This is a genomic window from Streptosporangium sp. NPDC004379, assembly GCF_042873875.1.
Lineage (GTDB): Bacteria > Actinomycetota > Actinomycetes > Streptosporangiales > Streptosporangiaceae > Streptosporangium.
Window position 1 is genome coordinate 2,627 of the sequence record NZ_JBIAMC010000002.1, and the last position, 23,531, is coordinate 26,157.

General features: G+C 71.8%; 20 protein-coding genes and 2 tRNA genes. 8 read left to right on the forward strand and 14 right to left on the reverse strand.

The annotated features are described in order from the left end of the window. The 6 genes from ACFYSC_RS04100 to ACFYSC_RS04125 all read right to left on the reverse strand — a co-directional run bounded on the left by ACFYSC_RS04100 (position 1) and on the right by ACFYSC_RS04125 (position 6,296). A tRNA-Met gene (locus ACFYSC_RS04100) sits at positions 1-77 on the reverse strand. Between the two features lie 132 nt (positions 78-209). Next, positions 210-286: transfer RNA gene (locus tag ACFYSC_RS04105), tRNA-Met, on the reverse strand. 73 nt (positions 287-359) lie between these two features. Continuing rightward, positions 360-3,275, reverse strand: a complete 2,916-nt coding sequence (locus ACFYSC_RS04110) for a UPF0182 family protein (RefSeq protein WP_389956380.1) — start codon at positions 3,273-3,275, stop codon at positions 360-362. A 252-nt stretch (positions 3,276-3,527) separates the two neighbouring features. Continuing rightward, entirely contained in the window at positions 3,528-4,571 is a 1,044-nt protein-coding gene (locus ACFYSC_RS04115; protein WP_389956383.1) for a PDZ domain-containing protein, read from the reverse strand. Positions 4,572-4,634: 63 nt separating this feature from the next. Then, a complete protein-coding gene (locus tag ACFYSC_RS04120; RefSeq protein WP_362939364.1) occupies positions 4,635-5,060 on the reverse strand; it encodes a molybdenum cofactor biosynthesis protein MoaE in 426 nt (141 codons plus the stop codon). A 162-nt stretch (positions 5,061-5,222) separates the two neighbouring features. Next, positions 5,223-6,296, reverse strand: a complete 1,074-nt coding sequence (locus ACFYSC_RS04125; protein WP_362939361.1) for an NAD-dependent epimerase/dehydratase family protein — start codon at positions 6,294-6,296, stop codon at positions 5,223-5,225. A 79-nt stretch (positions 6,297-6,375) separates the two neighbouring features. On the opposite strand from ACFYSC_RS04125, the gene ACFYSC_RS04130 reads away from it, so the two are divergent. The 3 genes from ACFYSC_RS04130 (at position 6,376) to ACFYSC_RS04140 (ending at position 9,490) form a co-directional block, all read left to right on the forward strand. After that, positions 6,376-7,728 carry a zinc-dependent metalloprotease gene (locus ACFYSC_RS04130; protein WP_389956388.1) on the forward strand — a complete coding sequence of 451 codons (1,353 nt, stop codon included), beginning with the start codon at positions 6,376-6,378 and terminating at the stop codon, positions 7,726-7,728. Between the two features lie 74 nt (positions 7,729-7,802). Continuing rightward, positions 7,803-8,402 (forward strand): NUDIX hydrolase, encoded by a 600-nt coding sequence (locus ACFYSC_RS04135; RefSeq protein ID WP_389957919.1) that lies wholly within the window; start codon positions 7,803-7,805, stop codon positions 8,400-8,402. 122 nt (positions 8,403-8,524) lie between these two features. Beyond that, on the forward strand, positions 8,525-9,490 hold the full coding sequence (locus ACFYSC_RS04140; RefSeq protein WP_389956391.1) for an endonuclease/exonuclease/phosphatase family protein: 966 nt from the start codon (positions 8,525-8,527) through the stop codon (positions 9,488-9,490). A gap of 19 nt (positions 9,491-9,509) precedes the next feature. Here ACFYSC_RS04140 and ACFYSC_RS04145 read toward each other — a convergent pair whose 3' ends face one another. From ACFYSC_RS04145 to ACFYSC_RS04155, 3 genes are all read right to left on the reverse strand, one after another. Further along, complete coding sequence (locus tag ACFYSC_RS04145; RefSeq protein WP_389956394.1) at positions 9,510-10,343, reverse strand: hypothetical protein; 834 nt, start codon at positions 10,341-10,343, stop codon at positions 9,510-9,512. Further along, positions 10,340-10,855, reverse strand: a complete 516-nt coding sequence (locus ACFYSC_RS04150; protein WP_389956397.1) for a M48 family metallopeptidase — start codon at positions 10,853-10,855, stop codon at positions 10,340-10,342. Before ACFYSC_RS04150 ends, ACFYSC_RS04145 begins: the two co-directional genes overlap by 4 nt. 141 nt (positions 10,856-10,996) lie before the next feature. Beyond that, positions 10,997-11,782, reverse strand: a complete 786-nt coding sequence (locus ACFYSC_RS04155; protein ID WP_362939352.1) for an enoyl-CoA hydratase/isomerase family protein — start codon at positions 11,780-11,782, stop codon at positions 10,997-10,999. A 354-nt stretch (positions 11,783-12,136) separates the two neighbouring features. Between ACFYSC_RS04155 and ACFYSC_RS04160 the strand changes: the two genes are divergently transcribed. Then, the gene (locus ACFYSC_RS04160; RefSeq protein ID WP_389956400.1) at positions 12,137-13,237 is read left to right on the forward strand and encodes a ThiF family adenylyltransferase; all 1,101 of its coding nucleotides are present in this window, start codon (positions 12,137-12,139) and stop codon (positions 13,235-13,237) included. A gap of 63 nt (positions 13,238-13,300) precedes the next feature. Beyond that, a complete protein-coding gene (locus ACFYSC_RS04165; protein WP_389956403.1) occupies positions 13,301-14,635 on the forward strand; it encodes an ABC1 kinase family protein in 1,335 nt (444 codons plus the stop codon). A gap of 276 nt (positions 14,636-14,911) precedes the next feature. Here ACFYSC_RS04165 and ACFYSC_RS04170 read toward each other — a convergent pair whose 3' ends face one another. From ACFYSC_RS04170 to ACFYSC_RS04185, 4 genes are all read right to left on the reverse strand, one after another. Continuing rightward, positions 14,912-15,106, reverse strand: a complete 195-nt coding sequence (locus tag ACFYSC_RS04170; RefSeq protein WP_362939343.1) for a hypothetical protein — start codon at positions 15,104-15,106, stop codon at positions 14,912-14,914. Positions 15,107-15,215: 109 nt separating this feature from the next. Next, positions 15,216-15,485 (reverse strand): WhiB family transcriptional regulator, encoded by a 270-nt coding sequence (locus ACFYSC_RS04175; RefSeq protein WP_179826406.1) that lies wholly within the window; start codon positions 15,483-15,485, stop codon positions 15,216-15,218. A 582-nt stretch (positions 15,486-16,067) separates the two neighbouring features. Continuing rightward, on the reverse strand, positions 16,068-16,934 hold the full coding sequence (locus ACFYSC_RS04180; RefSeq protein ID WP_389956407.1) for an acyl-CoA thioesterase: 867 nt from the start codon (positions 16,932-16,934) through the stop codon (positions 16,068-16,070). Beyond that, a complete protein-coding gene (locus ACFYSC_RS04185; protein WP_389956410.1) occupies positions 16,931-19,042 on the reverse strand; it encodes an ATP-dependent DNA helicase UvrD2 in 2,112 nt (703 codons plus the stop codon). Before ACFYSC_RS04185 ends, ACFYSC_RS04180 begins: the two co-directional genes overlap by 4 nt. A 188-nt stretch (positions 19,043-19,230) precedes the next feature. On the opposite strand from ACFYSC_RS04185, the gene ACFYSC_RS04190 reads away from it, so the two are divergent. Next, on the forward strand, positions 19,231-20,286 hold the full coding sequence (locus tag ACFYSC_RS04190; RefSeq protein WP_389956412.1) for an alpha/beta hydrolase: 1,056 nt from the start codon (positions 19,231-19,233) through the stop codon (positions 20,284-20,286). Positions 20,287-20,506: 220 nt separating this feature from the next. After that, complete coding sequence (locus ACFYSC_RS04195; RefSeq protein WP_362939334.1) at positions 20,507-20,764, forward strand: mycoredoxin; 258 nt, start codon at positions 20,507-20,509, stop codon at positions 20,762-20,764. A gap of 197 nt (positions 20,765-20,961) precedes the next feature. Here the strand turns inward: ACFYSC_RS04195 and nudC are convergent, their stop codons facing one another. Further along, positions 20,962-21,939, reverse strand: a complete 978-nt coding sequence (nudC, locus tag ACFYSC_RS04200; protein WP_389956416.1) for an NAD(+) diphosphatase — start codon at positions 21,937-21,939, stop codon at positions 20,962-20,964. A 264-nt stretch (positions 21,940-22,203) separates the two neighbouring features. Between nudC and ACFYSC_RS04205 the strand changes: the two genes are divergently transcribed. Further along, positions 22,204-23,454 (forward strand): siderophore biosynthesis protein, encoded by a 1,251-nt coding sequence (locus ACFYSC_RS04205; protein ID WP_389956419.1) that lies wholly within the window; start codon positions 22,204-22,206, stop codon positions 23,452-23,454. Positions 23,455-23,531 lie beyond the last annotated feature (77 nt).

Here is a 23,531-nt window from a genome sequence, read left to right on the forward strand (position 1 = left end):
TGGTAGCGGGGACAGGATTTGAACCTGCGACCTCTGGGTTATGAGCCCAGCGAGCTACCGAACTGCTCCACCCCGCGTCGGTGTGTGTCTAAAGATTACCCGCCCCCCGGAGACAAGGCAAATCAGCGGCGCGGCGGCCGGCGCACGGTGGGACGGAGGCAGGGAAATGCGAAGAGCCCGGATCTCGATGAGATCCGGGCCCTCGGCCTTGGTAGCGGGGACAGGATTTGAACCTGCGACCTCTGGGTTATGAGCCCAGCGAGCTACCGAACTGCTCCACCCCGCGTCGGTGTGTGTCTAAAGACTACCCGGCTTTGGCGGTGGACGCGAATCGGTTGACCTGCGGGGCTCTTCACCTGCTAGGGACTCGGTGACGACGTGGGGGTCGGGGTGGGCGACGGCGTGGCCGAGCCCGACGGCGCCGGGGTCGGCGTCGCCGTCGGAGCGGGGGACGCCGACGGCTCAGCGGCCGACTCCAGCTTCTTCAGCGCGTCCGAGAGCGCCTTCTGGGCCGCGCCGTACTCCGTCCAGTTGGGCGGGTTGGCGTTCAGTGCCTTCTGCGCCCTGTCGTAGGCCTGCTGGGCCTCGCCGATCGCCTGGTTCAGCGCGGTGTTCGGCTGGGCCGGCGTGTTCGGCTTGTTCACCTCCTGCTGGGGCAGCTGGGCGCCTTCCCCGAAGACCTGCTTCAGCGCGGCGTCCAGCGTGTCGGCGAAGCCGACCCTGTCGCCGTAGGAGACCAGCACCCGGCGGAGGATCGGGTACGGCTCCTGCCCGGAGGAGGCCGCGGTCTCCACGTACACCGGCTCGATGTAGACCAGGCCGCCGGCGAACGGCAGGGTCAGGAGGTTGCCGTAGCGGACCTTCGCCCCTCCGATGCCGAGGAGATTGAGCTCGCCGGAGAACTTGTTCTGGAAGTTGTTCTGCACCTGGCCCGGGCCGGGGATCGTCGTGTTGGAAGGCATCCGCAGGATGCGGAGCTTCCCGTAGTCGGGCCCCGGGTTGGCGTCCACGGACATGAACGCCGCGAGGTTAGGCCCCTGGCGCGGCACGAACGTGGTGGTCAGTGAGAACGTCGGCTCGGTCGTGTCCGGCATCTTGACCGACAGGTAGTACGGCGGCTGCTTGATGTCACGCTCACCCGAGGACGGGTCGTTGGGGACGTTCCAGAAGTCCTGGCCGCTGTAGAAGGCGCTCGGGTCCTTGATGTGGTAGCGGGACAGCACGTCGCGCTGGACCTTGAACAGCGCCTCGGGGTAGCGCAGGTGCTGCTGGAGGCCGGTGGAGATCTCGTTCTTCGGCTTGACGACACCGGGGAACGCCTTGCGCCAGGTCTGCAGGATCGGGTCCTTCTCGTCCCAGGCGTACAGCGTGACGGTGCCGTCGTAGGCGTCCACCGTGGCCTTGACCGAGTTGCGCATGTAGTTGATCTGGTCGCGCGGCTGCTGCACGACCAGGCGCGGGTCGGTGACGGTGTCCCGCGTCATCGCCTCCAGGCTCCTGCTGTCGGAGTAGGGGTAGGCGTTGGACGTGGTGTAGGCATCGACGATCCAGACCACCCTGCCGTCGACGATGGCGGGGTAGGAGTTGTCGTCCAGGCTCAGGAACGGCGCGACCTTGGCGATGCGCTCCTGCGGGTTTCGCACGTAGAGGATCTTGGACTTGTCGTTGACGTCGCCCGACAGCAGCAGGTTCATCTCGCTGTACTTGGCGGCGTAGAGGACCCTGTTGAGGAACGAGCCGACCGGGACGCCGCCCTTGCCCTCATAGGTGGTGTTCTTCTGGCCGGTGCCGCTGCTCAGCGGGTAGTCCAGCTCCTGGTTGCGGTCGCCGCCCACGATGACGTACTCGGGTGCGCTCGGGGACTCGCCGAAGTAGACCCGGGCCTCCTTCAGACCGGTCCGCTCCGCCAGGGAGCCGGTCACCGGCATGTCCTTGGCGTCGAAGGCGGGCAGGCCCTCGGCGTCGACCTTGTTGCCGGGCGCGGCCACGAAGCCGTAGCCGTGGGTGTAGACGAGGTGCCGGTTGATCCAGTTGTCCTGCTCGGCGGGCGGGCCGGTGAGCTCACGCACCGCCACCACGGTGTCGCGCGGCTTGCCCGACTCGTCCGGGTAGCGGTCGACGTCGAGCGGGTCGTGGAAGTCGTAGAAGCCGCGGATGCGCTGCTTCTGCTGGTAGGTCTTGGACACCAGGTTGGGGTCGAGCAGGCGCACGCCGGAGATCGAACTGTCGGCGCTGACGTTGACCTTCGAGGCGTCGCCCTGCGCGGCGTAGTCGATGACCTCCGTCTGGTCGACGCCGTACGCCTTTCTGGTGGCCTCGATGTTGCGGCTGATGAACGGCTGCTCCTTGCCCTGCTGGTTGGGCTTGACCTGGAACTGCTCGACCAGGGCCGGGTAGACCATGCCGATCAGGATGGCCGACAGCACCAGCAGGCCGAAGGAGACGCCGGGCAGCATGGCCCCGGGGCGGACCACCCCGGCGAAGAACAGCGCCGCGCAGATCAGCGCGATGATCGCCAGGATCGTCTTGGCGGGGTACACCGCGTTGACGTCGGTGTAGGAGGCGCCGTACACGAAGCCGCGGTCGGAGAAGACGAGGCCGTACCGGTCGACCCAGTAGGCGACCGCCTTGAGCAGCACGAAGACGCCGAGCAGCACGGACAGGTGGACGCGGGCGGCGCGGGTGGCGTGCACGCCGGGCGACTGGAGCCGGAAGCCGCCGTAGAGGTAGTGCACGACGGCCGCCATGACGGCCGACAGCACCACCGCGGTGAACAGGAAGTTCAGCACCATCCGCAGGAACGGATAGGTGAACATGAAGAACGACACGTCGTAGTGGAACAGCGCGTCGGTCTCGCCGAACGGGGTGGCGTTGACGAACTCCAGCCAGGTCTTCCACTGTCCGGCGAACGAGGACCCCGTGAAGAGGGCCAGCACCGCGGCGCCGATGAGGAAGATCATCTTGCGGTGCGGGTCGAGGGCCATCCGGTAGCGGTCCGCGCCGCTGGCGCCGCCGAACATCCCGGGGCCGAACATCGGCCGCGTCCGGTAGGCGAGGAGCATGTTGCCCCCCACCAGCCCGACCATCAGGACGGCACCCACGACGAACAGCACGATCTGGGTGACGATCACACCGGAGAAGATCTTGGTGTAGCCGACCGAGTCGTACCAGAGGTAGTCGGTGAAGACGCCGACGAACAGGAAGAACAAAGCGACGAGCGCGACGATGGCGATCGCCGTGGGAATCAAGAGTCGTGGCCGGCGGGGCAAGCGCATCGCCCTACCGGCTCCGGGGGTCCGGAAGCTCAAGGCCAACCCCTTGTCGTGAGAGCACGGTCCGTGTTTGGAAACCTACACCGGCGGGGGTTCGGCCGTGCTCAGCCCTTGGGCACGGTCCGGCCACAACGCCCGCGGATCCCGGGTTCATCGATGCCAACGTGCGGGAGCGCGGAACAGTGCCCGGAAGAACCCGGTGGAACCCCGGGAATCCGGACGGTCACCCCGCGTCACCGCCCTCCGGTACGGCCGTCAGCCCGCCGGGCAGCTCTCCGTCGGGCCGCCGGTGCGGATCGCGTCGACCGCCCGCACGGCGTCGTGGAGCGTGTTCACCCTGATCAGCTTGAGCCCGTCGGGGACCGCCTGGACGGCCTCGGCGCAGTTGCCCGCCGGGGTGAGGAAGAACGCCGCCCCGTCCTCGCGGGCGCCGACCATCTTCTGCTGGATGCCCCCGATGGGGCCGACCTTGCCGTCCGGGGTGATGGTGCCGGTGCCGGCGATGGCCTTGCCCCCGGTCATCTCGCCGGGGGTGAGCTTGTCCACGATGCCGAGGGAGAACATCATCCCGGCGCTCGGCCCGCCGACGTCACCGACGTTGATCTCCACCTTGAACGGGAACTTGTAGCCGACCTGCATGCTGACGCCCACGACGGGTGTGCCGTCCTTGGCGGCCACGGTGGGGGCGGCCACGGTAGTGCTCTGTCCCGCGCGGTTGACGGTGAAGGTGACCCGCTGGCCCGGCTTGTGCTTGCGGACGGCGGCGGCGACGCTCTCGCGGTCGGTCACGGCGGCGCCGTCCACCGCGGTGATCTCGTCCCCGCGCTTGAACCTCCCGTCGGCCGGCAGGCCCTTCTGGACGGAGGCCACGGTCACGACCGAGGTGAAGGGGATCTTCAGCTCGGTCAGCGCCGCCGCGGTGGCGTCGTCCTGGGAGCCGGTCATCTCCTCGCTGTTCTGCTGCTCGACCTGCTCCGCAGTGCTCGTCGGCGGGAAGATCGTCTCTTTCGGCACGACGGCGATGGTCGGGTCGAGCCAGCCCCGCAGCGCGCTGAGCAGGTCGATCCTGTTGCCGGGGCCGCCCTGGTATGCCACGGTGACGAGCCTGAGGGCGCCGGAGGTCGGGTAGGTGCGACGACCCTCGATGCTGATCACGGGCTTGCCCTTGACGTCTCCGATGGTGTTCTCGGTCGGTCCGGGACTCAGCACCACGTACGGCACGGGCAGCAGGGCGCCGACGATGCCCAGCAGGAGTGTGAGGATGCCGGCCACCGTCAGTGTCAGCGCTCGTCGTGACATGACAGGAAGCCTATTCCGTATCACCGGTGGGAGAACCGCGCACCCACCCGCCGGCGGCGGGCGTCAGTCGCAGGCCCCGACCCACTCGGTCGTGCCGTCGGCGAAGAGCTGGTTCTTCCAGATCGGCACGGTGCTCTTGAGGTCGTCGATCAGCCTGCGGGCGGCGGTGAACGCCTCGCCGCGGTGGGGGCAGGCGACCGCCACGACGACCGCGACGTCCCCCAGCGCGAGGTCACCGGTCCGGTGCACCGCGGCCAGGGCGGTCACCGGGAAGTCCGCGGCGATCTTCTCGGCCACCCTGCGCAGCTCCGCCTCGGCGCTCGGGTGGGCCGAGTAGGACAGCCGGGTGACCGGTCTGTCGTGGTCGTGGTCGCGGACCGTGCCGACGAAGATCGCCGTGCCGCCGGCGGCGTGGTCGCCGACCGCGGAGAACACTTCGTCGAGGGACAGGGGGGTGTCGCGAATGCCCAGCAGCCGGATGACGTCCACGCCGAAAGCCTACATCGCCGGTGCCCGGCGGCCCCGGCGCCGGAGTGCTCGATCGTGTGCGGCACGACCGCCGGACCCGCGTGCGGCGCGGGGACCGGACTCACACGCGCCGCGAGCACGCGCCGCGAGGACCGGCTCTCGCGTGCGGCGTGGGCGCCGGGCTCACGTGCGGCGCTTCTTGCGGGCCACGCGGACGATGGCGGCGGTGCCCAGGACCGCGACGGTCGCCCCGGCGGCGGTGAGGGTGGCCTCCTTGCCGGACAGGCGGCGGCCGACGACGGTGTGCCTGCCCTCGCGCAGCTCCAGCAGCTCGGTGAACGCGGCCTCGTTCGTCCACGCCGGCTTCCACCCGGCCTCACGCAGCGACACGCAGTCGACGACCCACGGGTAGACCACGTAGTGGAGGTCGGTGGCGGGCGCCGGGGTGACGCCCAGCCGGTGCAGGCGCTGGGCGGTGCCGAAGGTCAGCCCGGCGGGCAGCTCGAACCTGCGCAGCCCGGAGATCTCCTCGACCTGCTCCTGCTCCAGCCAGCCGTCGCAGCCCACGGCCACCACCCCGGAGACCGTGCCGAGCGCGGCCAGCTCAAGGGCCGAGACCAGGTCGTCGACGTGGCAGAACTGCCAGCGGGGCTCGCAGCCCTTGACGCTGAGCAGCCGGGGCGCCTCGAAGTGGCGGGTGACGACGCTGTCCACCCCGGGGCCGACCACGGCGGCGGGCCGTACCACGGTGACGTCCAGGCCGGGGTGGCTGCGCAGGGAGCGCCTGACCAGCGCCTCGATCTCCAGGTGGTCGCCGACCATGCCGGTGTCGGGCTCGGCCGCCACGGGGGCGTCCTCGGGCAGCGGAACGGGGTTGTCGGGTGTCGCGCCGTACACCATGGCGCTGGTGACGAGCACGACCCGGCGCACGCGGGCGGCCGCGCTGGCGGTGAGGACCGTCTGCGCGGCGCGCAGGTTGTAGGCCCTGCGTTCGGCGGGGTCGGCGTCGAGGGCGAAGTCTCCCGCCAGGTGGACGAGCACGTCGATGTCGGAGATCCGGTTCGCCAGAAGCGGATCCCTGACGTCGATGATCCTCCAGGTGACGCCGGGGACGTCGCCGCGCTGCTCGTCGATGGCCACGACCCTGCGGAAATCCGCAGAAGAGGCGACCTTCGCGAGGAACGCGCGGCCGGTTCCCGAGGCGGCGCCGGTGACGGCGACGACCGGGGACCGCGGGCGTTTCGAGGTAGGCACCATGTCCTCGCTTTGCACTGACCCGCCGTGTGACGGATAACGTGGCGGATGTGGACTCCTCCATCCTGCACGAGGTAGAGCGGTGACTGACTTGCCAGGTCGGGAAAACGACCCCAACGAGAACCCGTTCGCCATGTTCGGCGACCCTGAGCAGATCGCGGCGGCCATGCGCCAGTTCGCCGACATGCTCTCCGCGCCATCGGGTTCGGGCCCGGTCAACTGGGACATGGCGAAGAACATCGCGCGTCACGTGGTCGTCGCCGAGGGCGATCCGAGCGTCATGGAGGGCGAGCGGCGTCAGATCGTCGACGCCCTCAACCTCGCCGACCTGTGGCTCAACGAGGTCACGGCGCTGCCGGGCGGGACGGGCAGCCCACAGGCGTGGAGCCGGTCGGAGTGGATCGAGAAGACCGTCCCGGTCTGGCGGCAGCTCTGCGACCCGATAGCCGCGCGCATGGTCGAGACCATGAGCGGCACGCTCGGCGCGGCCGGGCTGCCCCCCGAGGCGCAGGCGATGGCCGGTCCGCTGATGGGCATGATGAAGCAGATGGGCGGCATGATGGTCGGCCAGCAGATCGGCCAGGCCGTCGGCTCGCTCGCCCGCGAGGTGATCGGTTCCACCGACATCGGGCTCCCCCTGTCGGACGACCCGGCGCTGCTGCCCGGCGGCATCGCCGCGTTCAGCCAGGGCCTGGAGACGCCCGCCGAGGAGATCCGCCTCTACCTCGCGCTCCGCGAGGCGGCGCACCACCGTCTGTTCCAGCACGTCCCGTGGCTGCGTGCCCACCTGCTCGGCGCCGTGGAGGAGTACGCCCGGGGCATCACCGTGGACGTCTCCGCGCTGGAAGAGCAGCTCCGCGGCCTCGACGTCAACAACCCCGAGCAGATCCAGCAGGCGCTGTCCGGCGGCAACCTCCTCAAGCCGGAGGAGACCGAGCGGCAGAAGGCCGCCCTCGCCCGGCTGGAGACCGTCCTGGCCCTGGTGGAGGGCTGGGTCGGCACCGTCGTCGACCGCGCCGCCGAGGGCAAGCTGCCCTCGGCCGCCGCGCTGGCCGAGACCGTACGGCGTCGCCGGGCGACCGGCGGCCCGGCCGAGCAGACCTTCGCCACGCTCGTCGGGCTGGAGCTGCGGCCGCGCCGGCTGCGCGAGGCCGCGGCGCTGTGGCAGGCCCTGGAGGCCGCCCGCGGAGTCGACGGGCGCGACGCCGTCTGGGGCCACCCCGACCTGATGCCCACCGCCGGCGACCTCGACGACCCCGCCGGTTTCGTCCACGGCGAGCCGGAGTTCGACCTGTCCGGCCTGGAGGCGTCCCTCAGGGAGTCCTCCTCCGCCGGGGACGAGGGCCGGAAGGACGGCGAGGGCCGTGAGGACGGCGCGGACGGCGCGGACGGCGGCGACGACCGGAAGGACGGCGGCGAGGGCGATCGCGGGTGAACCGGCCGGGCGAGCGGGCCGGCGGGCTCGGCGAACCGGCCGGCACGGCCAGGCCGGCGGTCCCGGTGACCTCGGTGGTTCCGAGGGCGCGGGCCGGCGCGGCGGACCCGGCCGGCGCGGAAGGCTCCGGGAGCCTGCGGGCGGACGCGGCGTCCGTGCTGCGGGGCTGGACCGCGCCGACGGCCGGGGAGGAGCTTCTGCGCGAGGAGTTCCTGGAGCACGTGCACGCCCACGAGGACGCGATGTGGCGCGAGTGCGTGCCGGGTCACCTGACGGCCACGACCGCGGTGCTGTCGCACGACGGCCTCCGGGTGCTGCTCACGCTGCATCCGAAGGCGGGGATGTGGCTGCCCATGGGGGGTCACTGCGAGCGCGGCGACGCGACGCTCGCCGCGGTGGCGCTACGGGAGGCGACCGAGGAGTCCGGCATTCCGGGTCTGCGGCTGCTTCCCGGCCCGCTCGCCCTCGACCGGCACCGGGTCTGGTGTCACCCGCCTCACAGCCATCACCTGGACGTGGAGTACGGCGCGGTCGCCCCGGCGGGCGTCGAGGCGGTGATCAGCGAGGAGTCGCTGGACCTGCGCTGGTTCCCGATCGAGGAGATCCCCGAGCTGTCGGACGAGGCGACCCGGCGGCTGGCGCGCCGGGCCCGTGAGGTTCTCCGTACCGGATAGCCGGGTGTTTTATGCTCGTCTCACACCCCCCTGACTACCGTTTCTGTCCACTGGCGTGATGAGCGAATCGGGGCGGCTTGAGGGTGAGAACGGCGGCCGGCGGAGACGTGGGCGGCGCGATCATGACGCCTGCCCGCCGGCGTCGGCGCGTCCCCGAGGCCCTCGCCTGGGCGGCGGTCGTCCCGTTCACCGCCTGGGCCGTGGCAAGGGTGGCCGGGCTTGAGCGCGGGACGCTGGCCACGCAGCTCATGACCGGCACGCCGTACGTCGCGGCCGGCTCGCTGGTGCCCCTCCTGCTGGCGTCGCTGTCCCGCAGGCGCGCGGCCACGGCGGTGGCGCTGGCCGCCACCGCGGCGCTGGGTCTCAGCGTGCTGCCGCGTGCCGTCGGCTCGGCGCAGGCGGCTTCGGTCTCAGGGCCGGCGCTGCGGGTGCTGACCCTCAACATGCTCTTCGGCAAGGCCGACGCGGTGGCCGTGGTCGATCTGGTCCGGCGGCTGAGACCCGACGTGCTGAGCGCCCAGGAGCTGACCCCCGGGCTGGCCGGGAAGCTGGACGCGGCCGGGCTGAAGGAGCTCATGCCGTACCGGGTGCTGGAGACGGAGTGGAGCGCGCGGGGCAGCGGCCTGTACGCCCGGAACCCGATGACCCGGCTGGACGACCTGTTCCAGCCGGTCGGGCACAACATGCCGGCCGCGCTGGTAACCGTGCCGGGCGCCAAGCCCGTCGAGTTCGTCGACGTCCATCCCTACCCGCCGCTGGGCGCACAGGTCCACGAGTGGGGGCGGGCCCTGGCGGCCCTTCCCCCCGCCGTCCCCGACAGGATCCGCGTCCTGGCCGGCGACTTCAACGCCAGCCTCGACCACGCGGCCCTGCGCGGGCTGCTGGCGCGGGGCTACGCGGACGCGGCCGACCGGGTCGGCGCGGGGCTCGTCCCCACCTGGCCGGCCAACAGGCGCGGCGTTCCGCCGATCATCACCATCGACCACGTCATGGTGGACGAGCGGGTGGGTGTGAACGCGGTGAGCGTCCACACCGTCCCCGGCAGCGACCACCGGGCCGTCTTCGCCGACCTGCGCCTGCCGCCCTGACGGCGTCGTCGTCCGGCGTTCAGGCCGACAGCAGCGCCCGCGTGTTCTCCCAGCCCTCCAGGCCGGGATCCAGCCGCGCGACGTCGCCCGGGGTGCGCAGGCGGTGCCAGCCGGGGCCTGTGGCGACCGTACGGGGACCGGGGGCCGAGGCGCGCAGCGACCGGACCGGGTCGGGATCGTCGAAGCCCACGCCGGCCCAGGCGGGGTAGGGCAGGTGGGCGGCTATCGCCACGGCGCCGCCGCCCACGGCCGGGCAGACCGCGATCCGGGCGCGGCCGAGCCGGCGGAAGAGCTTGCCGACCAGCAGGCCGGGCAGGTCCGGCGCGTCACCGCTCAGCAGCACCGCCTGCCCGCCGTACGGCGGGGCGCTCCCCTCGTGCGGCGGGATTCCGGGGGCGGGTCGCCGAGTGCCGGAGCCCTCCGAGCCCCCGGAACTCCCCGAGCTCCCCGAGCTCCCCGAGCTCCCCGAGCTCCCCGAGACGGATGACAGCGCCTCGAAGGCGGCGCGGACCAGGGCGGGGCCCGACAGGTCGGGGATCTCCACGACGGGCGTCCCGGGCCAGACGATCTCCTCCATGCCCGGCACGCTGGTCACCAGGACGGGTGAGACGAGGTCGAGCGCGGCGGCGAGCTCGTAGGTGTCCTCGGCCGCGGCCCTCAGGAACTCTCCGGCGTCCACTCCGGGCGGCGCCGCGTCCGCGATCGAGGGCGTGACGAGGACCGCCACCATGCGCCGCGGTGTCTGAGACTCCCGGGGCGTCTCCCACTCCCACTCCCGCTCCTGCTCCTGCTCCCGCTCCCGCTCCCGCGAAGCCTCTTCCGGGGTCTCCCCCAGGCCCTGTCGTGAGGTCACCATTCCTCCGCGGGGCTGTTGGCCGCCATGGAGAAGCCCTCCAGGAACCCCCTCGCCCGCTCGGCTCTCGGGTAGTGCTCCACCAGTGCCCAGAACCGGGGGCCGTGGCTGGGCACGAGCAGGTGCACGAGCTCGTGCATGATCACGTAGTCGACCACCCAGGACGGCATGCCGCGCAGCCGCGTGGAGATCCTGATGGTGCCGTTGTCGGGGGTGCACGAGCCCCAGCGGTGCTGCTGGTTGTCCACCCAGCGCACACTCGACGGGGTGGCCCGGCCGTCGAGGTAGCGGACCGACAGGTCGCGGGCCCGCTCCATCAGGTCGTCGTCGGAGGGTCGTCGCCGCTGCTCCTTGGCCGCCAGCCGGTCGAGCATCCGCCGTACCCACTGCTCCTCGTCGTTGCTGCTCAGTCCGGCGGGCAGCAGCACGATCGTCTTCTCGCCGTCACGGTACGCGGAAACCGTCCGCCGGCGACGAGAACTTCGACGGACCTCGACTGTCTCGGGGGGCACATATGAACGGTAGCCGAGAAAGATGAATTAACACCAGAGGGTGAGTGACGTTCCTGCTGGTCAATCCGTGTTCGTAGATTGTTCGGCGATGCCTGGAGGTTATGGCGGCTCCTTATCGAATTAACCTGGATAACACCCGCCTCAGGAGTCGCCGAATCGCGCGGGCCGGCGTTCCCGCTGCGCCGCCAGGCCTTCGCGCATGTCGTCGGAGACCATGGTGACCGGCTGGGCGAGGGACTCCCAGCGCAGCGCAGCGTCGAGGTCCGCGTGCCCGCCGCCCGCGAGCGCGACCTTGGTGAGCCTGGTGGCGGCGGGCGCGTTGGCGGCGGTCCTGCGGGCGATCTCGAACACCTCCTCCAGCAGGGAGGCTCCGGGAAAGGCCCTGGTGACCAGCCCGGCCGCGGCCGCCTCGGCTCCCGTCACGGTCCGCCCGGTCAGCAGCAGCTCCCTGGCCACGCCCACGCCGGCGACCCGGGGGAGCAGGTACGTCGCGGCCATCCCGGGGTGCAGGCCGAGCGAGGTGAAGGGGGCGAGCAGCTTGGCCTCCTCGGAGGCGTAGACCAGGTCGCAGGCCAGGGCGAGGCACAGGCCGGCCCCGACGGCGGCGCCGTTGACCGCGGCGATGGTCGGCACCTCCAGATCGGCGATCGACAGCCAGGTCCGGTAGAAGTCCAGCATCCGGTCGCGCAGGCCGGTCACCCCCTCGGCCGCGCGCTCGGCGAGCCAGGACAGGTCTCCCCCCGAGCAGAAGGCGCTCCCCGCACCGGTGACCACCACGCATCGCACTTCACGGTCCCGCCGCAGGGCCGCGACGGCGCCGCGCCACTCCTCGGTCATCCCGTCGGTCATCGGGTTGCGCCGTTCCGGGCGGTTGAGGGTGAGGACCGCGACTCCGCCGTCGCGCCGGTCGATCAGGAGCTCGTTCATGCGGGGAGCGTAGTGCAGGCCGCCCGGACGCCGGGGGCCGGAGCCCGATGGGTTTTCCACAGGTCACCGACCACGGTGCCGGTTATCCACAGGCCGGGGGAAACGCGGACGGGATCTTCCGTTCGCGTGGCACGCTTCCGGCACGTCGCCGTGAGGCCGTCAGGACACGGTGACGTCCCTGCCGGTGCGGCGTCCGCGAGCACTCCGCGAGCACGACGTCCCCGAAAGGCCGCATCGCCGACACGGCACCGCCTCACCGGGCGGCCGGGGAGGCGTCACGGCAGGGTGACCGTCCTCGCACGCCGGAAGGAGATCCCGTTGTCCCCGTCGAGATCACCCGAAGTGTCCATCCCGATGCGGCCTCGGCTGAAGCCCGCGTTGCGCCGGGTCGCCCGCGACGAACGCACCCTGCAGTTCGGGCTGCACCCCCGGCACGCCGTGATGCTGGCCGACCTGGAGCCGGAGGTCCGCCGCTGGGTGGAGGGCCTGGACGGCGTGCGCGACCTCCCCGGGGTGCTGGCGGACGCGGCCGACATCGGGATCGGTGAGGAGGGAGGCCGGGCACTGCTCGGCATGCTGGCCGGCCGGGGTCTGATGGACGACGCGGCGGCGGGCCTCGGCCCACTGCGCACACTCCCGCTGGCCGAGCGGGACCGGCTCCAGCCGGATCTGGAGATGCTGTCCCTGTCCCCCGGCGCCACGGACGGCGGGGTGGGCGCGCTGGCGCGCAGACGCGAGGCCCTGGTGCGCGTCCACGGCGCCGGCCGGGTGGGCGCGCAGGTCGCCGCGTTGCTCGCCGCCTCGGGCGTCGGCAACGTCTGCGTCGTCGATCCCGGATCGGCCCGGCCATGCGACATCGTGCCCGGCGGGCTGACCTGGGCGCAGGTGGGGATGAGCAGGCAGGACGGCGCGGTCGCCGTGATCACGGCCCTGGCTCCGGGGGTGAACGCCTGGACGGGTGAGCGCGCGGCCCGGCTCGCCGACGGCGCCAGACCGCCCGATCTGGTGGTGCTCGCCCCGGTGGAGCCGCTCGACGGCCTGCTCGTGCGGGATCTCCTCGACCGGCGGGTTCCCCATCTGCTGGTGACCGCCTTCGAGGGGTTCGGTTCGGTCGGTCCCCTGGTGCTGCCTGGACGAAGCACCTGTCTGCAGTGCCTAGATTTGACGAGACGCGACCGTGATCCCGGCTGGCCGATCGTCAGCGCCCGCCTGGGTGGCTTCCCCGCGGGTGAAATCGCCTGCGGAACGGTGCTCTCGGCACTGGTGGCGGCCACAGCGGCAGGTCAGGCGCTTGCCCTGCTCGACGACCGCGAGCTTAATGTGACCAACAGCACATTGGATGTATTGCCTGATTGGAGATGGAAGCGGCGATCCTGGAGTGTTCATCCTCAATGTCGTTGCTTCCGAAACGACTTTGGTTCACCAACAATGGTCGCGTCGGCTACCTGCCGCTGATAGACACCACACCGAAGGGAGGGAGCGGCGTCTCGCTGTACGGGGACCGGCCGCGAAGCCAAGGTGAGTGACCTTCCGCGCCGCGCCGTAGCGCGCTCCGCCAAACTGGCGTCCCTTCCGATCGGTTTCGCCGGTCGCACCGCTCTCGGCCTGGGAAAGCGGATCGGGGGCAAGCCCGCGGAGATCGTCACCCAGGAGATCCAGCAGCGCACCGCCGAACAGATCTTCAAGGTCCTCGGAGAGCTCAAGGGCGGGGCGATGAAGCTGGGCCAGGCCCTGTCCATCTTCGAGGCCGCGCTGCCCCAGGAGATCGCCGGGCCTTATCGCGCGACCCTGACCAGGCTCCAGGACGCCGCTCCGCCGCTTCCGGCGGCGACCGTGCACAAGGTCCTCGTCGAGCAACTCGGGGACGACTGGCGGGACAACTTCCTGTCGTTCGAGGACAGGCCGACCGCGGCCGCGTCGATCGGGCAGGTGCACAAGGCGGTCTGGCACGACGGCCGTACGGTCGCGGTCAAGATCCAGTATCCGGGTGCCGGCAAGGCGCTGCTCTCCGACTTCGCCCAGCTCGCCAGGCTGGGCAAGCTCTTCGGCGCGCTGCTGCCCGGCCTCGACGTCAAGAGCGTGCTCACCGAGCTGCGTGAGCGGGTCGCCGAGGAGCTCGACTACCTCAACGAGGCCCAGGCCCAGCACGCCTTCGCCCTGGAGTTCAGGGACGACCCCGATTTCGTGATCCCCGACGTCGTCGCCGCCAACGAGCAGGTGCTGGTCTCGGAGTGGGTGGACGGCACGCCCCTGTCGCGGATCATCGCCGACGGCACCAAGGAGGAGCGCGACCGCGCCGGACTCCTGCTGGTCCGATTCCTGTTCTCCTCCCCCGCGCGGGTGGGCATGCTCCATGCCGACCCTCACCCGGGTAACTTCCGGGTCACCGGCGACGGACGGCTGTGCGCCCTCGACTTCGGTGCGGTCAACCGGCTGCCGCAGGGATACCCGCCCGCCTTCGGGCAGCTGACCCGCATCTTCAACAGCGGTGACATGGCCAGCGTGGTGCAGGGGTTGCGGGACGAGGGGTTCATCCTTCCCCACATCGAGATCGAGCCCGAGTCCCTGCGGGCGTTCCTCGCTCCCTACGTCGAGCCGACCACGGCCGAGGAGTTCACCTTCAGCCGCGAGTGGCTTCAGGAGCAGGCCGCGACGGTCACCGACCTGAGGCCCGGCAACGTCGCGCGCCAGCTGAACCTGCCGCCCTCCTACGTGCTCATCCATCGTGTCCACGCGGCCGGGATCGGTGTGCTCTGCCAGCTCGGCACCACCGCCCGCTTCCGCGACGAGGTGGTCCGCTGGGTTCCCGGTTTCGACGAGGACGACCCCTGGGAGCAGGCCGCCGCGGGCTGAGACCGCGGACCGGAGCATCGGGGGCCGGACGCGGGGAAGACGGCATCGGGGGCCGAGGCGAAGCGGGGAGACGGCATCGGTCTGGATGCCGCGGGGAACCGCCTCGGGAGGGGCGGCAGACGAAGAAGGGGCCCGCCGTGGCGGGCCCCCGTGACTCAGATCGCATGTGCGGCCGCGTGGGCGTCCGGTCCATGCGGAGCGGACGCCCTTCACGAGGCCGGGTGGCCGGCCGCCCGGCCGGTGTGGCGGCCGGTCACCCGATCTCTTCCTCTTCGGTCAGCTCAGGCGTAGCAGCGCCTGATGGAGACGCGAGGTGGCGCGCTCGGCGTCACGGCGCGCGCGCCGGAGGCGCAGAACGCCGGAGGCCAGGCGCTGCTCCTCGGCCTCACGGTGAAGGGTCCGTATTCGGTCCCTGACCAGTTCTTCTTGCATAGAGGAGGCGGTCTGGCCCTGGGTGGTGGAGTAGGTCATCGGAAGTGGTCCTTTCGAAAGGTCTCAGGTTCTCGGTCGATCAGTTCTCGGTCGATCAGTTCTCGGTCGAACGGTTCTCGGTCACCGGTTCTCGGTCACCAGCTCTCGGTCAGGCGGCGAGGGGGGTCTTGCGCGGACGTCCGCGCGGACGCTTCCTCGGAACGATGACCCCCCTCAGGATGAGCTCGCCGCCCCACACGCCCCACGGCTCCTCGCGCTCGAGCGCGCGGGCCAGGCAGGCCTGCCTGATCGGGCAGCCTCCGCAGAGCGCCTTGGCGAACTCCACATCCTCAGGAGACTCGGCGAACCAGAGGTCCGGGTCGGTACGACAGGGGATTTCGGCTTCGTCGATCAGGTCCATGATCGTCTGGGCCCCCATCTTGTTCACCTCTCTGTATGGGTGTTGATCTTTGGTTACCTCTGGGTGGGGGTCAGGAATGACGCGGACAAACAAGAAGGCCGCGGATCCTGATTGCGGATCCGCGGCCTGGAGGCTATTAACCCCGGTCAGGTGATGACCGGAGGTTTCCTCCAGGGATGCGGACCACGCAGTCCACCGATTCGGACGTGCTGGGCCGGTGCGTAGCTTCCGCCCATGAGGGCCGGAGCACCTGCGGGAGCCGGGGCACCCGCGAGAGCCGGAACGCCCGCGACGCCTGCGGCCACCGGCTCGGCGGTGGCAGCGGCGGCGAACAGACGACCGGCCTGAGACCGGGCAGACTCCTCCTGCCGACGCCGGGAGACCGGACCAGCCGTGAGGATGGACCGGCCGCCACAAGGCAGGGCGGTGTCACCGCATGCGAAAGCGAGCCCCAGCTGGGACGGCATCATCATGTTGATTTTCACAGCGGACTCACCTCCGTCTACGGATCGTCGGGTTACGACACCCGACTTGCTTGACCATGACCCTAAACCCGGCCCCCGGGGGCGGGCAACATATTTTCTACCTGCAGTTTCCCACCTAATTGACCCGGATCATGGCCTCCTGGACCACCGACACGGCCAGCTCCCCGGAACGGGTGAACATCTCGCCCCGGGCCAGCCCCCGCGCGCCCCCGGACCACGGGGACTCCTGGGCGTACAGCATCCAGTCGTCGACGCGGAAGGGACGGTGGAACCACATCGCGTGGTCGAGCGACGCGCCGGAGATGTTCGAAGCCCCCCAGGCCAGCCCGTGGGTCAGCAGGACCGTGTCCACGAGGGTGAAGTCGGAGGCGTAGGCGGCGAGCACCACGTGCAGCAGCGGGTCGTCGGGAAGCTCGGCGTCGTAGCGGAACCACACGTTCGTGTTCGAGCCGCGCAGCTCGGGATCGCGGTGGGCCTCCCAGGTCAGGGGGGTGACGTAGCGCAGCTCCACCGGGCGCGGCCGGGACAGCCACTCCCGGTAGGGGGAGTCCTCATCGACGATCTGACGCATCCGGTCCTGGAACGAGGGCAGCCCCTCCGCCGGCGACACCTCCGGCATGACGGCGGCCTGGTGCTCGACGCCGGGCTCCATGATCTGGAAGGAGGCGGAGAGAGTGAAGATCGCCTTGCCGTGCTGGATGGCCACGACCCGGCGGGTGGTGAAGGACCGGCCGTCGCGGACCCGCTCGACGTTGTAGACGATCGGGACCGACGGGTCGCCCGGCCGGATGAAGTAGGCGTGCAGCGAATGGACGTGGCGGTCCGCCGGGAGCGTCCGCCCCGCGGCCACCAGGGCCTGCGCGGCCACCTGGCCGCCGAACACCCGCTGGATGCGCTCCTCCGGGCTGCGGCCGCGGAAGATGTCGAGCTCGATCTGCTCCAGGTCGAGCAGGTCCAGCAGCTCCTTGAGCGCCTCGTTCACAGGTCCTCCGTCTGGGTTCCGGCAGCGCGGCACAGGCGGAGCACCGCCTCGCCGTACCGGTCAAGTTTGACGCGTCCGATTCCCGGTATCGCCATCAGGTCCCGTTCGGACAGGGGCGCCCGTTCCGCGATGGCCTGCAGGGTTACGTCGGTGAAGACCACGTATGTCGGGATCTTGGCTTCCTTGGCGGCGTCCGCGCGCCAGGACCGCAGGGCCGAGAGGAGCCCCTCGTCGTAGTCGGCGGGGCAGGTGGTGCACCGGCCGAGCTTCTGCTCGGCCGCGGCGATCAGGGTCTTGGCGCACACCCGGCAGCTCACCGGCGCGGCGACCGTACGGCGTTCGCGGCGTTCGCGGTGCTCCCCGCCGGTCCCACCGGTCCCGTCGCGCCCGCCGCGACCCGGCGACGGGACGCGGGCGGCGGCCCGGCCCATGAGGCCGTCGAGGAACCGGGACGGCCGGCGCGAGCGGCGCCCCCCGGGTGAGCGCGCCAGCGCCCACGACACGCCCAGGTGGACGCGGGCCCGGGTGATGCCGACGTACAGCAGGCGGCGCTCCTCCTCGATCTGCTCGGGCGTCTCGGCGTAGACGATCGGCAGCATCCCGTCGGTGACTCCGGCCAGGAAGACCGCGTCCCACTCCAGGCCCTTGGCGGCGTGCAGCGAGGCGAGGGTCACCCCCTCGACCGCGGGCGCGTGCTGCTCGGCGGCCCGCCGTTCCAGCTCCGCCACGAACCCCGGCAGGTCGGCGCCGCCCGCGGCGAGTTCCTCGGCGAGGTCGGCCAGCGCCTTCAGCGACTCCCACTTCTCGCGTGTCCTGCCCCCGCTCGGGGGCTGGGCGGTGAGGCCGATCCCGGACAGGACGCCGTGGGCGGTGGAGACGAGGTCGTCGCCGGCCGAGGCGGAGCGGGCCGCGCCGCGCAGCAGCACGACCGCCTGCCGTACCTCGGGGCGCTCGAAGAACCGGTCGGCGCCGCGCAGCAGGTAGGGGATGCCGGCCTCGGTGAACGCCTGCTCGTAGACCTCCGACTGGGCGTTGACGCGGAACAGCACGGCGATCTCGCGGCTCGGCACGCCGCTCCTGATGAGCCCGGCGGCGGCCCGGACGACCCCCTGGGCCTCGGCGACCTCGTCGTCGTACTCGGTGAAGACCGGTTCCGGGCCGTCGGGGCGCTGGGCGAGCAGGGTCATCTTGTGGGGGGTCCGCGCCCGGTCGAGCACCCGATTGGCCAGCGAGACGACCTGGGGGGTGGAGCGGTAGTCGCGGAACAGCCTGATCACGGCGGCGTCGGGGTGCTCCACCGGGAAACCGGTGAGGTAGCGGGGGGTCGCGCCGGTGAACGAGTAGATCGTCTGGTTGGGGTCGCCCACCACGCACAGGTCGTCGCGCCCGCCGAGCCAGGTGTCGAGCAGCAGCTTCTGCAGCGGGTTGACGTCCTGGTACTCGTCGACGACGAAGTAGCGGTACTGCCGGCGGATCTCGCCGGCCACCTCGCGGTGCTCGGTCATCACGGCGGCCGTGAGCTCCAGGATGGTCTCGAAGTCGACCAGGTGCCGCTCCCGGCGGAGCCGCTCGTAGGCGTCGTAGAGCCGGAAGACCTCCTCGGCCGGGAGCGGCGGGGTGCGGCCCGCCTTGGTGACGGCCTGGGCGTAGTCCTCGGGGCCGATCTGGGTGGCCTTGGCCCATTCGATCTCGGAGGCGACGTCGCGCAGCTCCGAGCGGTCGAGGTTCCTGCGGAGGGAGCGGCCGGCGTCGGCCAGCAGCGGCAGCTTCGACTCGATCACGCTGGGCGGGTCGCCGCCGATGACGCGCGGCCAGAAGTAGGTGAGCTGGCGCAGCGCGGCGGCGTGGAAGGTGCGGGCCTGCACGCCCGGCGTGCCGAGCAGTCGCAGGCGCTGCCGGAGCTCCCCGGCCGCGCGTGTGGTGAACGTCACCGCCAGCACGCTCTGCGCCTCGACCGCGCCGCTGCGCACGGCGTACGCGATGCGGTGGGTGATGGCCCTCGTCTTGCCGGTCCCGGCCCCCGCCAGCACGCAGACCGGGCCGCGGACGGTCTCGGCCACCGCGCGCTGCTCGGGGTCCAGGCCCGCCAGGACGTCATCGAGGTCCACGCCGAGTTCCACGAACGCCCCCACAGACTGTCGAACGGGTCGGACGAAAACATCTTTCCAGCCGATGGCCACGACCCGGTAAGGCCGCCACCGTGCCGCGGCCAACCTATGTCGCCCCCCGAGATGCATAAACCGCCTTCTTTACTCCACAATGTGAGCGAAGTGGACTTCGGGGAAGGACGAGACTCGTGCGAACAGCGGTGACGGTGAGTGCGCTGGCCCTGGCGGCGTTGGCGTCCGGGCCCGCGATGGCGCACGCCTCCTCCATGTCCCTGGCCGTCCACGTGTCGGCGGCCACGCCCGTCACGGTGGGGTCCATCGGCGCGGCGGGGGCCGTCATGCCGGGGTCCGTCGTCACGGCGGGGTCCGCGTCCGCCGCGGCGGCGAAGGGCGACCCCACCCCCACCCCGACCCCGACGCCGTCCTCCACCTCCTCGGCGCCCGCCACCGGCGACTCCGACCCGCTGGCCAGGGGGACCATCGTCGACACCGTCGCGTACGGCCGGCACACCATGCAGCGGATGGACGTCTGGTACCAGCCCGACGAGCTCAGGCGGCCGGGTGTCTTCCTGATCCACGGCGGCTGGTGGTCGACCGGCGACAAGAAGCAGATGTCGGAGATCGCCCGGAGCTACGCCGAGCTGGGCTACACGGTCTTCAACCTCAACTACCGCCTCTCCGGCAGCGCGGCCTGGCCCGCGCCCCGCACCGACACCTTCGACGCCATCGCCACCGCGCGCAAGCACGCGGCCCTGTGGTCCTTCGACCCGAACGACTACGTGGTGATCGGCTTCTCCGCCGGGGGCCACCTGGCCACCGCCGTCGGCACCTACGGCGAGCGGAGGCTGCCGGGGCTGCGCGGCGTGGTCGGCGTCTCCCCCGTGATCTCGCCGATCACCGCCTACAACGACGGCGCCGACACCACCGACGCCTACCGGCGCAAGCTGCGCGAGTCCGCCGTCCGCCTCGCCGGAGGGTGCGAGCCCGTCGAGTGCCCGAAGGTCTGGAACAGCATGGAGGTGCCGCTGCACGCGAGCCGCGGCGACGCCCCCGTGCTGACGCTGCACTCGGAGGAGGAGTTCGTGCCGGTCGAGCACAGCCTCCGGCTCCAGGAGCGCCTGAAGCGGTTCGGCGTGCCGATGACGGTGCTGACCCAGCCGGGCGCCGACCACAGCTCGCCGATGTACCGGCAGGCCGGGGTGGCCGAGACGGTGCAGGAGTGGGTCGCGTCCCGGCTCCGCTGACGGCTTTCCCGGCCGCCTGTCGGAAAGGGCCCGGGGCCGGGCAGGAGGGGTCCGCGGGATCGGGCGGGAAGGGCCGGGGTGCCCGCCCGGGAGGGTTCGAGGACCGGGCGGGAAGGATCCGGGAACCCGCCGGGAGAGGTCCGTGGATCGGGCGGGAAGACGAACGGCCTTCGCTTTGTTGCCATGAGCGCCGAACATCACATGAGGGGATGATCAAGACATGGCGCTCACCGTTTACACGACCAGCTGGTGCGGTCCCTGCCGGCGGCTGAAGTCCCAGCTCACCCGCGAGGGCATCGTCTACCGGGAGGTCGACATCGAGCGGAACCCCGACGCCGCGGAGTTCGTCATGAGCGTCAACAACGGCAACCAGGTCGTGCCGACCGTCGTCTTCGACGACGGCACCGCGGCGACCAACCCCTCGGTGATCGAGGTCAAGGCGCGGCTGCGGGCCGCGGCGGCCGTCGCCGGCGAGTAGCCTCCGCGCCGGCCGTCCCGCCGCTCCGGCGGGGAGCGCGGCGGCGGCCAACGGTCCCGGTGGGGTGGTTCCCCCTGCCGGGATCGGCTTTCCCCGGACCGCGGAACCCGGCGGAACCCTGCGAACCCGGCGGGACCGCGTCGCGGATCACCGGCCCTCGCACGGCGACCCGCCGTACTGCGGGACCGCGTCGCCGATCACCAGTCGCCGGACAGCGGCTCGCCGTACCAGGTCTCGATCAGCCTCCGGGCGATCGAAAGCCCGGACGGCAGCCGCACCTCGCCGCTCTCCAGCGCGGCCAGCAGCTCCGCGCGGCCGAACCAGCGCGCCTCAGCGATCTCCTCCGGGTCGAGGACGAGCTCGGTGGAGGTGGCGCGCGCGAAGAAGCCCAGCATCAGGCTGCGCGGGAAGGGCCACGGCTGGCTGCCGAGGTAGCGGGCGCCGGTGACGCTCACGCCGACCTCCTCGGCCACCTCGCGGGCCACCGCGTGCTCCAGCGACTCGCCCGGCTCCACGAACCCGGCGAGCACCGACATCCGGCCCTCGCCCCACTCCGGACCCCTGGCCAGCAGGCAGCGGTCCTGATCGTCGTGGACCAGCATGATCACCGCGGGATCGACCCGGGGGAAGTGCTGGCTGGCGTCGCGGGGGCAGACGCGGACGTGCCCGCCCGACCGCACCTCCGTACGGCTGCCGCAGCGCGGGCAGAACTCGTGGGTGGAGTGCCACGCCTCCAGCGCGACCGCGTAGACCAGCAGCCCGGCGTCCAGGTCGCCGAGCAGCGCGCCGATCTGGCGGAGCCCGGCGACGACGACCTGTCCGTCCGGGACGGCGGAGGCGGCGACCGGGGAGACGATCCGGCCGTGCGAGGCGCCCAGGACGGGCTCCGGCAGCGGCGCGGAGATCGCGAAGTAGGCGACGCCCCCGGCGTCCACGCCGAGGAGGTAGCGCTCGCCCGCGGGTGCGTCCTCCGGGGCCGAGAGGACCAGTGAGAACTCGTCGCCCGACCGCCTGACCAGGGTGTTGCCGTCGTCGATGGTCAGGACCCGGGTGGCGGGATCGGCCCAGGCCCTCTCCAGCCACGCGGCGTCGCCCCGCAGCAGCGCCGAGCGGTCGACGGCGCTGCGCGCGAGGAGCAGCGGCCCCAGTAGTCCGTCCTGTGCTGTGATCTCCACGCTCTCCACGCCGTTCGCCTCCCAGACCGACTGGTCATCCTACGCCGCGTCCCCGGACGCCTCCCGCCGCGACCCCGGACCGGCCCGCAGGAGCGGTGCGGAGCGCCTCGCAGGGCCCGCCGCCGGACCGTCCGGGGTGACTGGCATCCTCATGTCAGGCCGGACATGTACCGTGTTTACGCCGAGACGCCAGCGTGATGATCTCCACCCGGTTAAGATGAACCGAATTAGGTTAGCCTTACCTGATAAACGGGGGTCCCCGCATTGCGCCTGTACCTCACCGCGCTCAAACCGACCGACTCGGTCACGGACGGGTTCCTCCCCGCGGCACGCGCGCTGGCCTGCGACGTCACGATCCTGACCGACCGCCCAGAACGGCACGCGGCCTCCGGGGCCGAGGTGCTGCGGTGCGACGTCCGCGACGCCCGCTCGGTGATCGACCTCATCGCCCACCACCACGCGCCCGACGCGATCTTCTCCAACTCCGACCATCTCCAGGCGGAGACCGCCCTCGCCGCCGCGTACTTCGGCCTGCCGGGCAAGGACTGGCGGGCCTGCCTCGCCGCCAAGAACAAGGCGCTCACCCGGCGGCGGCTGGCCGAGGCCGGGGTCGAGACCGTCCGCTCGGTACGGCTGGCACCGGACGACCCGGTCCCCCCCGACCCGCCGTTCCCCGCGGTCGTCAAACCGCGCGAGGGCGTGGCCAGCGAGGACGTCGTGCTGGTGGCCGACGCGGGGGAGCTCGCCACGGCCGTCCGGGTGATCCGTGGCCGGCGGCCGGGTGAGGCACTGGTGGTGGAGGAGTACCTCGACGGGCCGCTGCACACGCTGGAGACCCTCGGCGACGGCACCGACCTGCGGGTGCTCGGCGGTTTCCGCACCACGCTGGGACCGCCGCCGCACTTCGTGGAGGAACGGCTCGACTGGGCGGACCCTCCCGGAAGGGAGCACGTGCTGCGGGCCCTCGCCGCGCTGGGCGCGGGCTTCGGGGCCTGCCACACCGAGTACGCGATGACCCCGGCCGGGCCGCGGATCGTCGAGGTCAACTACCGGGTCATCGGCGACCACTGCGACTTCCTCCTCGCGGACCTGCTGGGCGTCCCGCTGTTCGAGCACGTTCTCGCCGTCCACCTGGGCGAACGGTTCGGCGCCCGGCCGGGGGACCCCGCGGGGACGGACGAGCGGGCGGGACGGGCCCCGGGGATCCCCGGGGGCGGCAGCGGCCTCCCGGACCTCCCGGACCCCGCGGGCCGACCCGCCGGGCACGGGACCATACTGAGCCTGGTGGCCGACCGGCCGGGGACCGTGACCGCGGCCCCGGGCGTGGTGGACCCCGCCCCCGGCGACCGGGTGCGGCTCTGGCACCGGCCGCTGCGTGCCGTCGGCGACCGGATCGAGCCGTCCAACACCAACCGCGACTACCTGGGCATCGTCCGCGCCATCGGCCCCGACCGGGCGAGCGTGGACGACGCCCTCGCGGCCTTCGCCGCCACCGCGCGCTGGGAGGTCGCATGAGCCACGCGAACGGCGGGCGCGGCACGGACGGCAGGCGCCCCGCGGACGGCGGGCGTCGCGTGAACGGCGGGCGCCCC

Bases quoted from the DNA above. Each gene is read 5' to 3' on its own strand.
- ACFYSC_RS04160 (WP_389956400.1), top strand. From the start codon at position 12,137: ATGCGGCCTCGGCTGAAGCCCGCGTTGCGCCGGGTCGCCCGCGACGAA.
- ACFYSC_RS04195 (WP_362939334.1), top strand. From the start codon at position 20,507: ATGGCGCTCACCGTTTACACGACCAGCTGGTGCGGTCCCTGCCGGCGG.
- ACFYSC_RS04125 (WP_362939361.1), bottom strand. From the start codon at position 6,296: ATGGTGCCTACCTCGAAACGCCCGCGGTCCCCGGTCGTCGCCGTCACC.
- ACFYSC_RS04140 (WP_389956391.1), top strand. From the start codon at position 8,525: ATGACGCCTGCCCGCCGGCGTCGGCGCGTCCCCGAGGCCCTCGCCTGG.
- ACFYSC_RS04175 (WP_179826406.1), bottom strand. From the start codon at position 15,485: ATGGGGGCCCAGACGATCATGGACCTGATCGACGAAGCCGAAATCCCC.
- ACFYSC_RS04110 (WP_389956380.1), bottom strand. From the start codon at position 3,275: ATGCGCTTGCCCCGCCGGCCACGACTCTTGATTCCCACGGCGATCGCC.
- ACFYSC_RS04155 (WP_362939352.1), bottom strand. From the start codon at position 11,782: ATGAACGAGCTCCTGATCGACCGGCGCGACGGCGGAGTCGCGGTCCTC.
- ACFYSC_RS04115 (WP_389956383.1), bottom strand. From the start codon at position 4,571: ATGTCACGACGAGCGCTGACACTGACGGTGGCCGGCATCCTCACACTC.
- ACFYSC_RS04170 (WP_362939343.1), bottom strand. From the start codon at position 15,106: ATGACCTACTCCACCACCCAGGGCCAGACCGCCTCCTCTATGCAAGAA.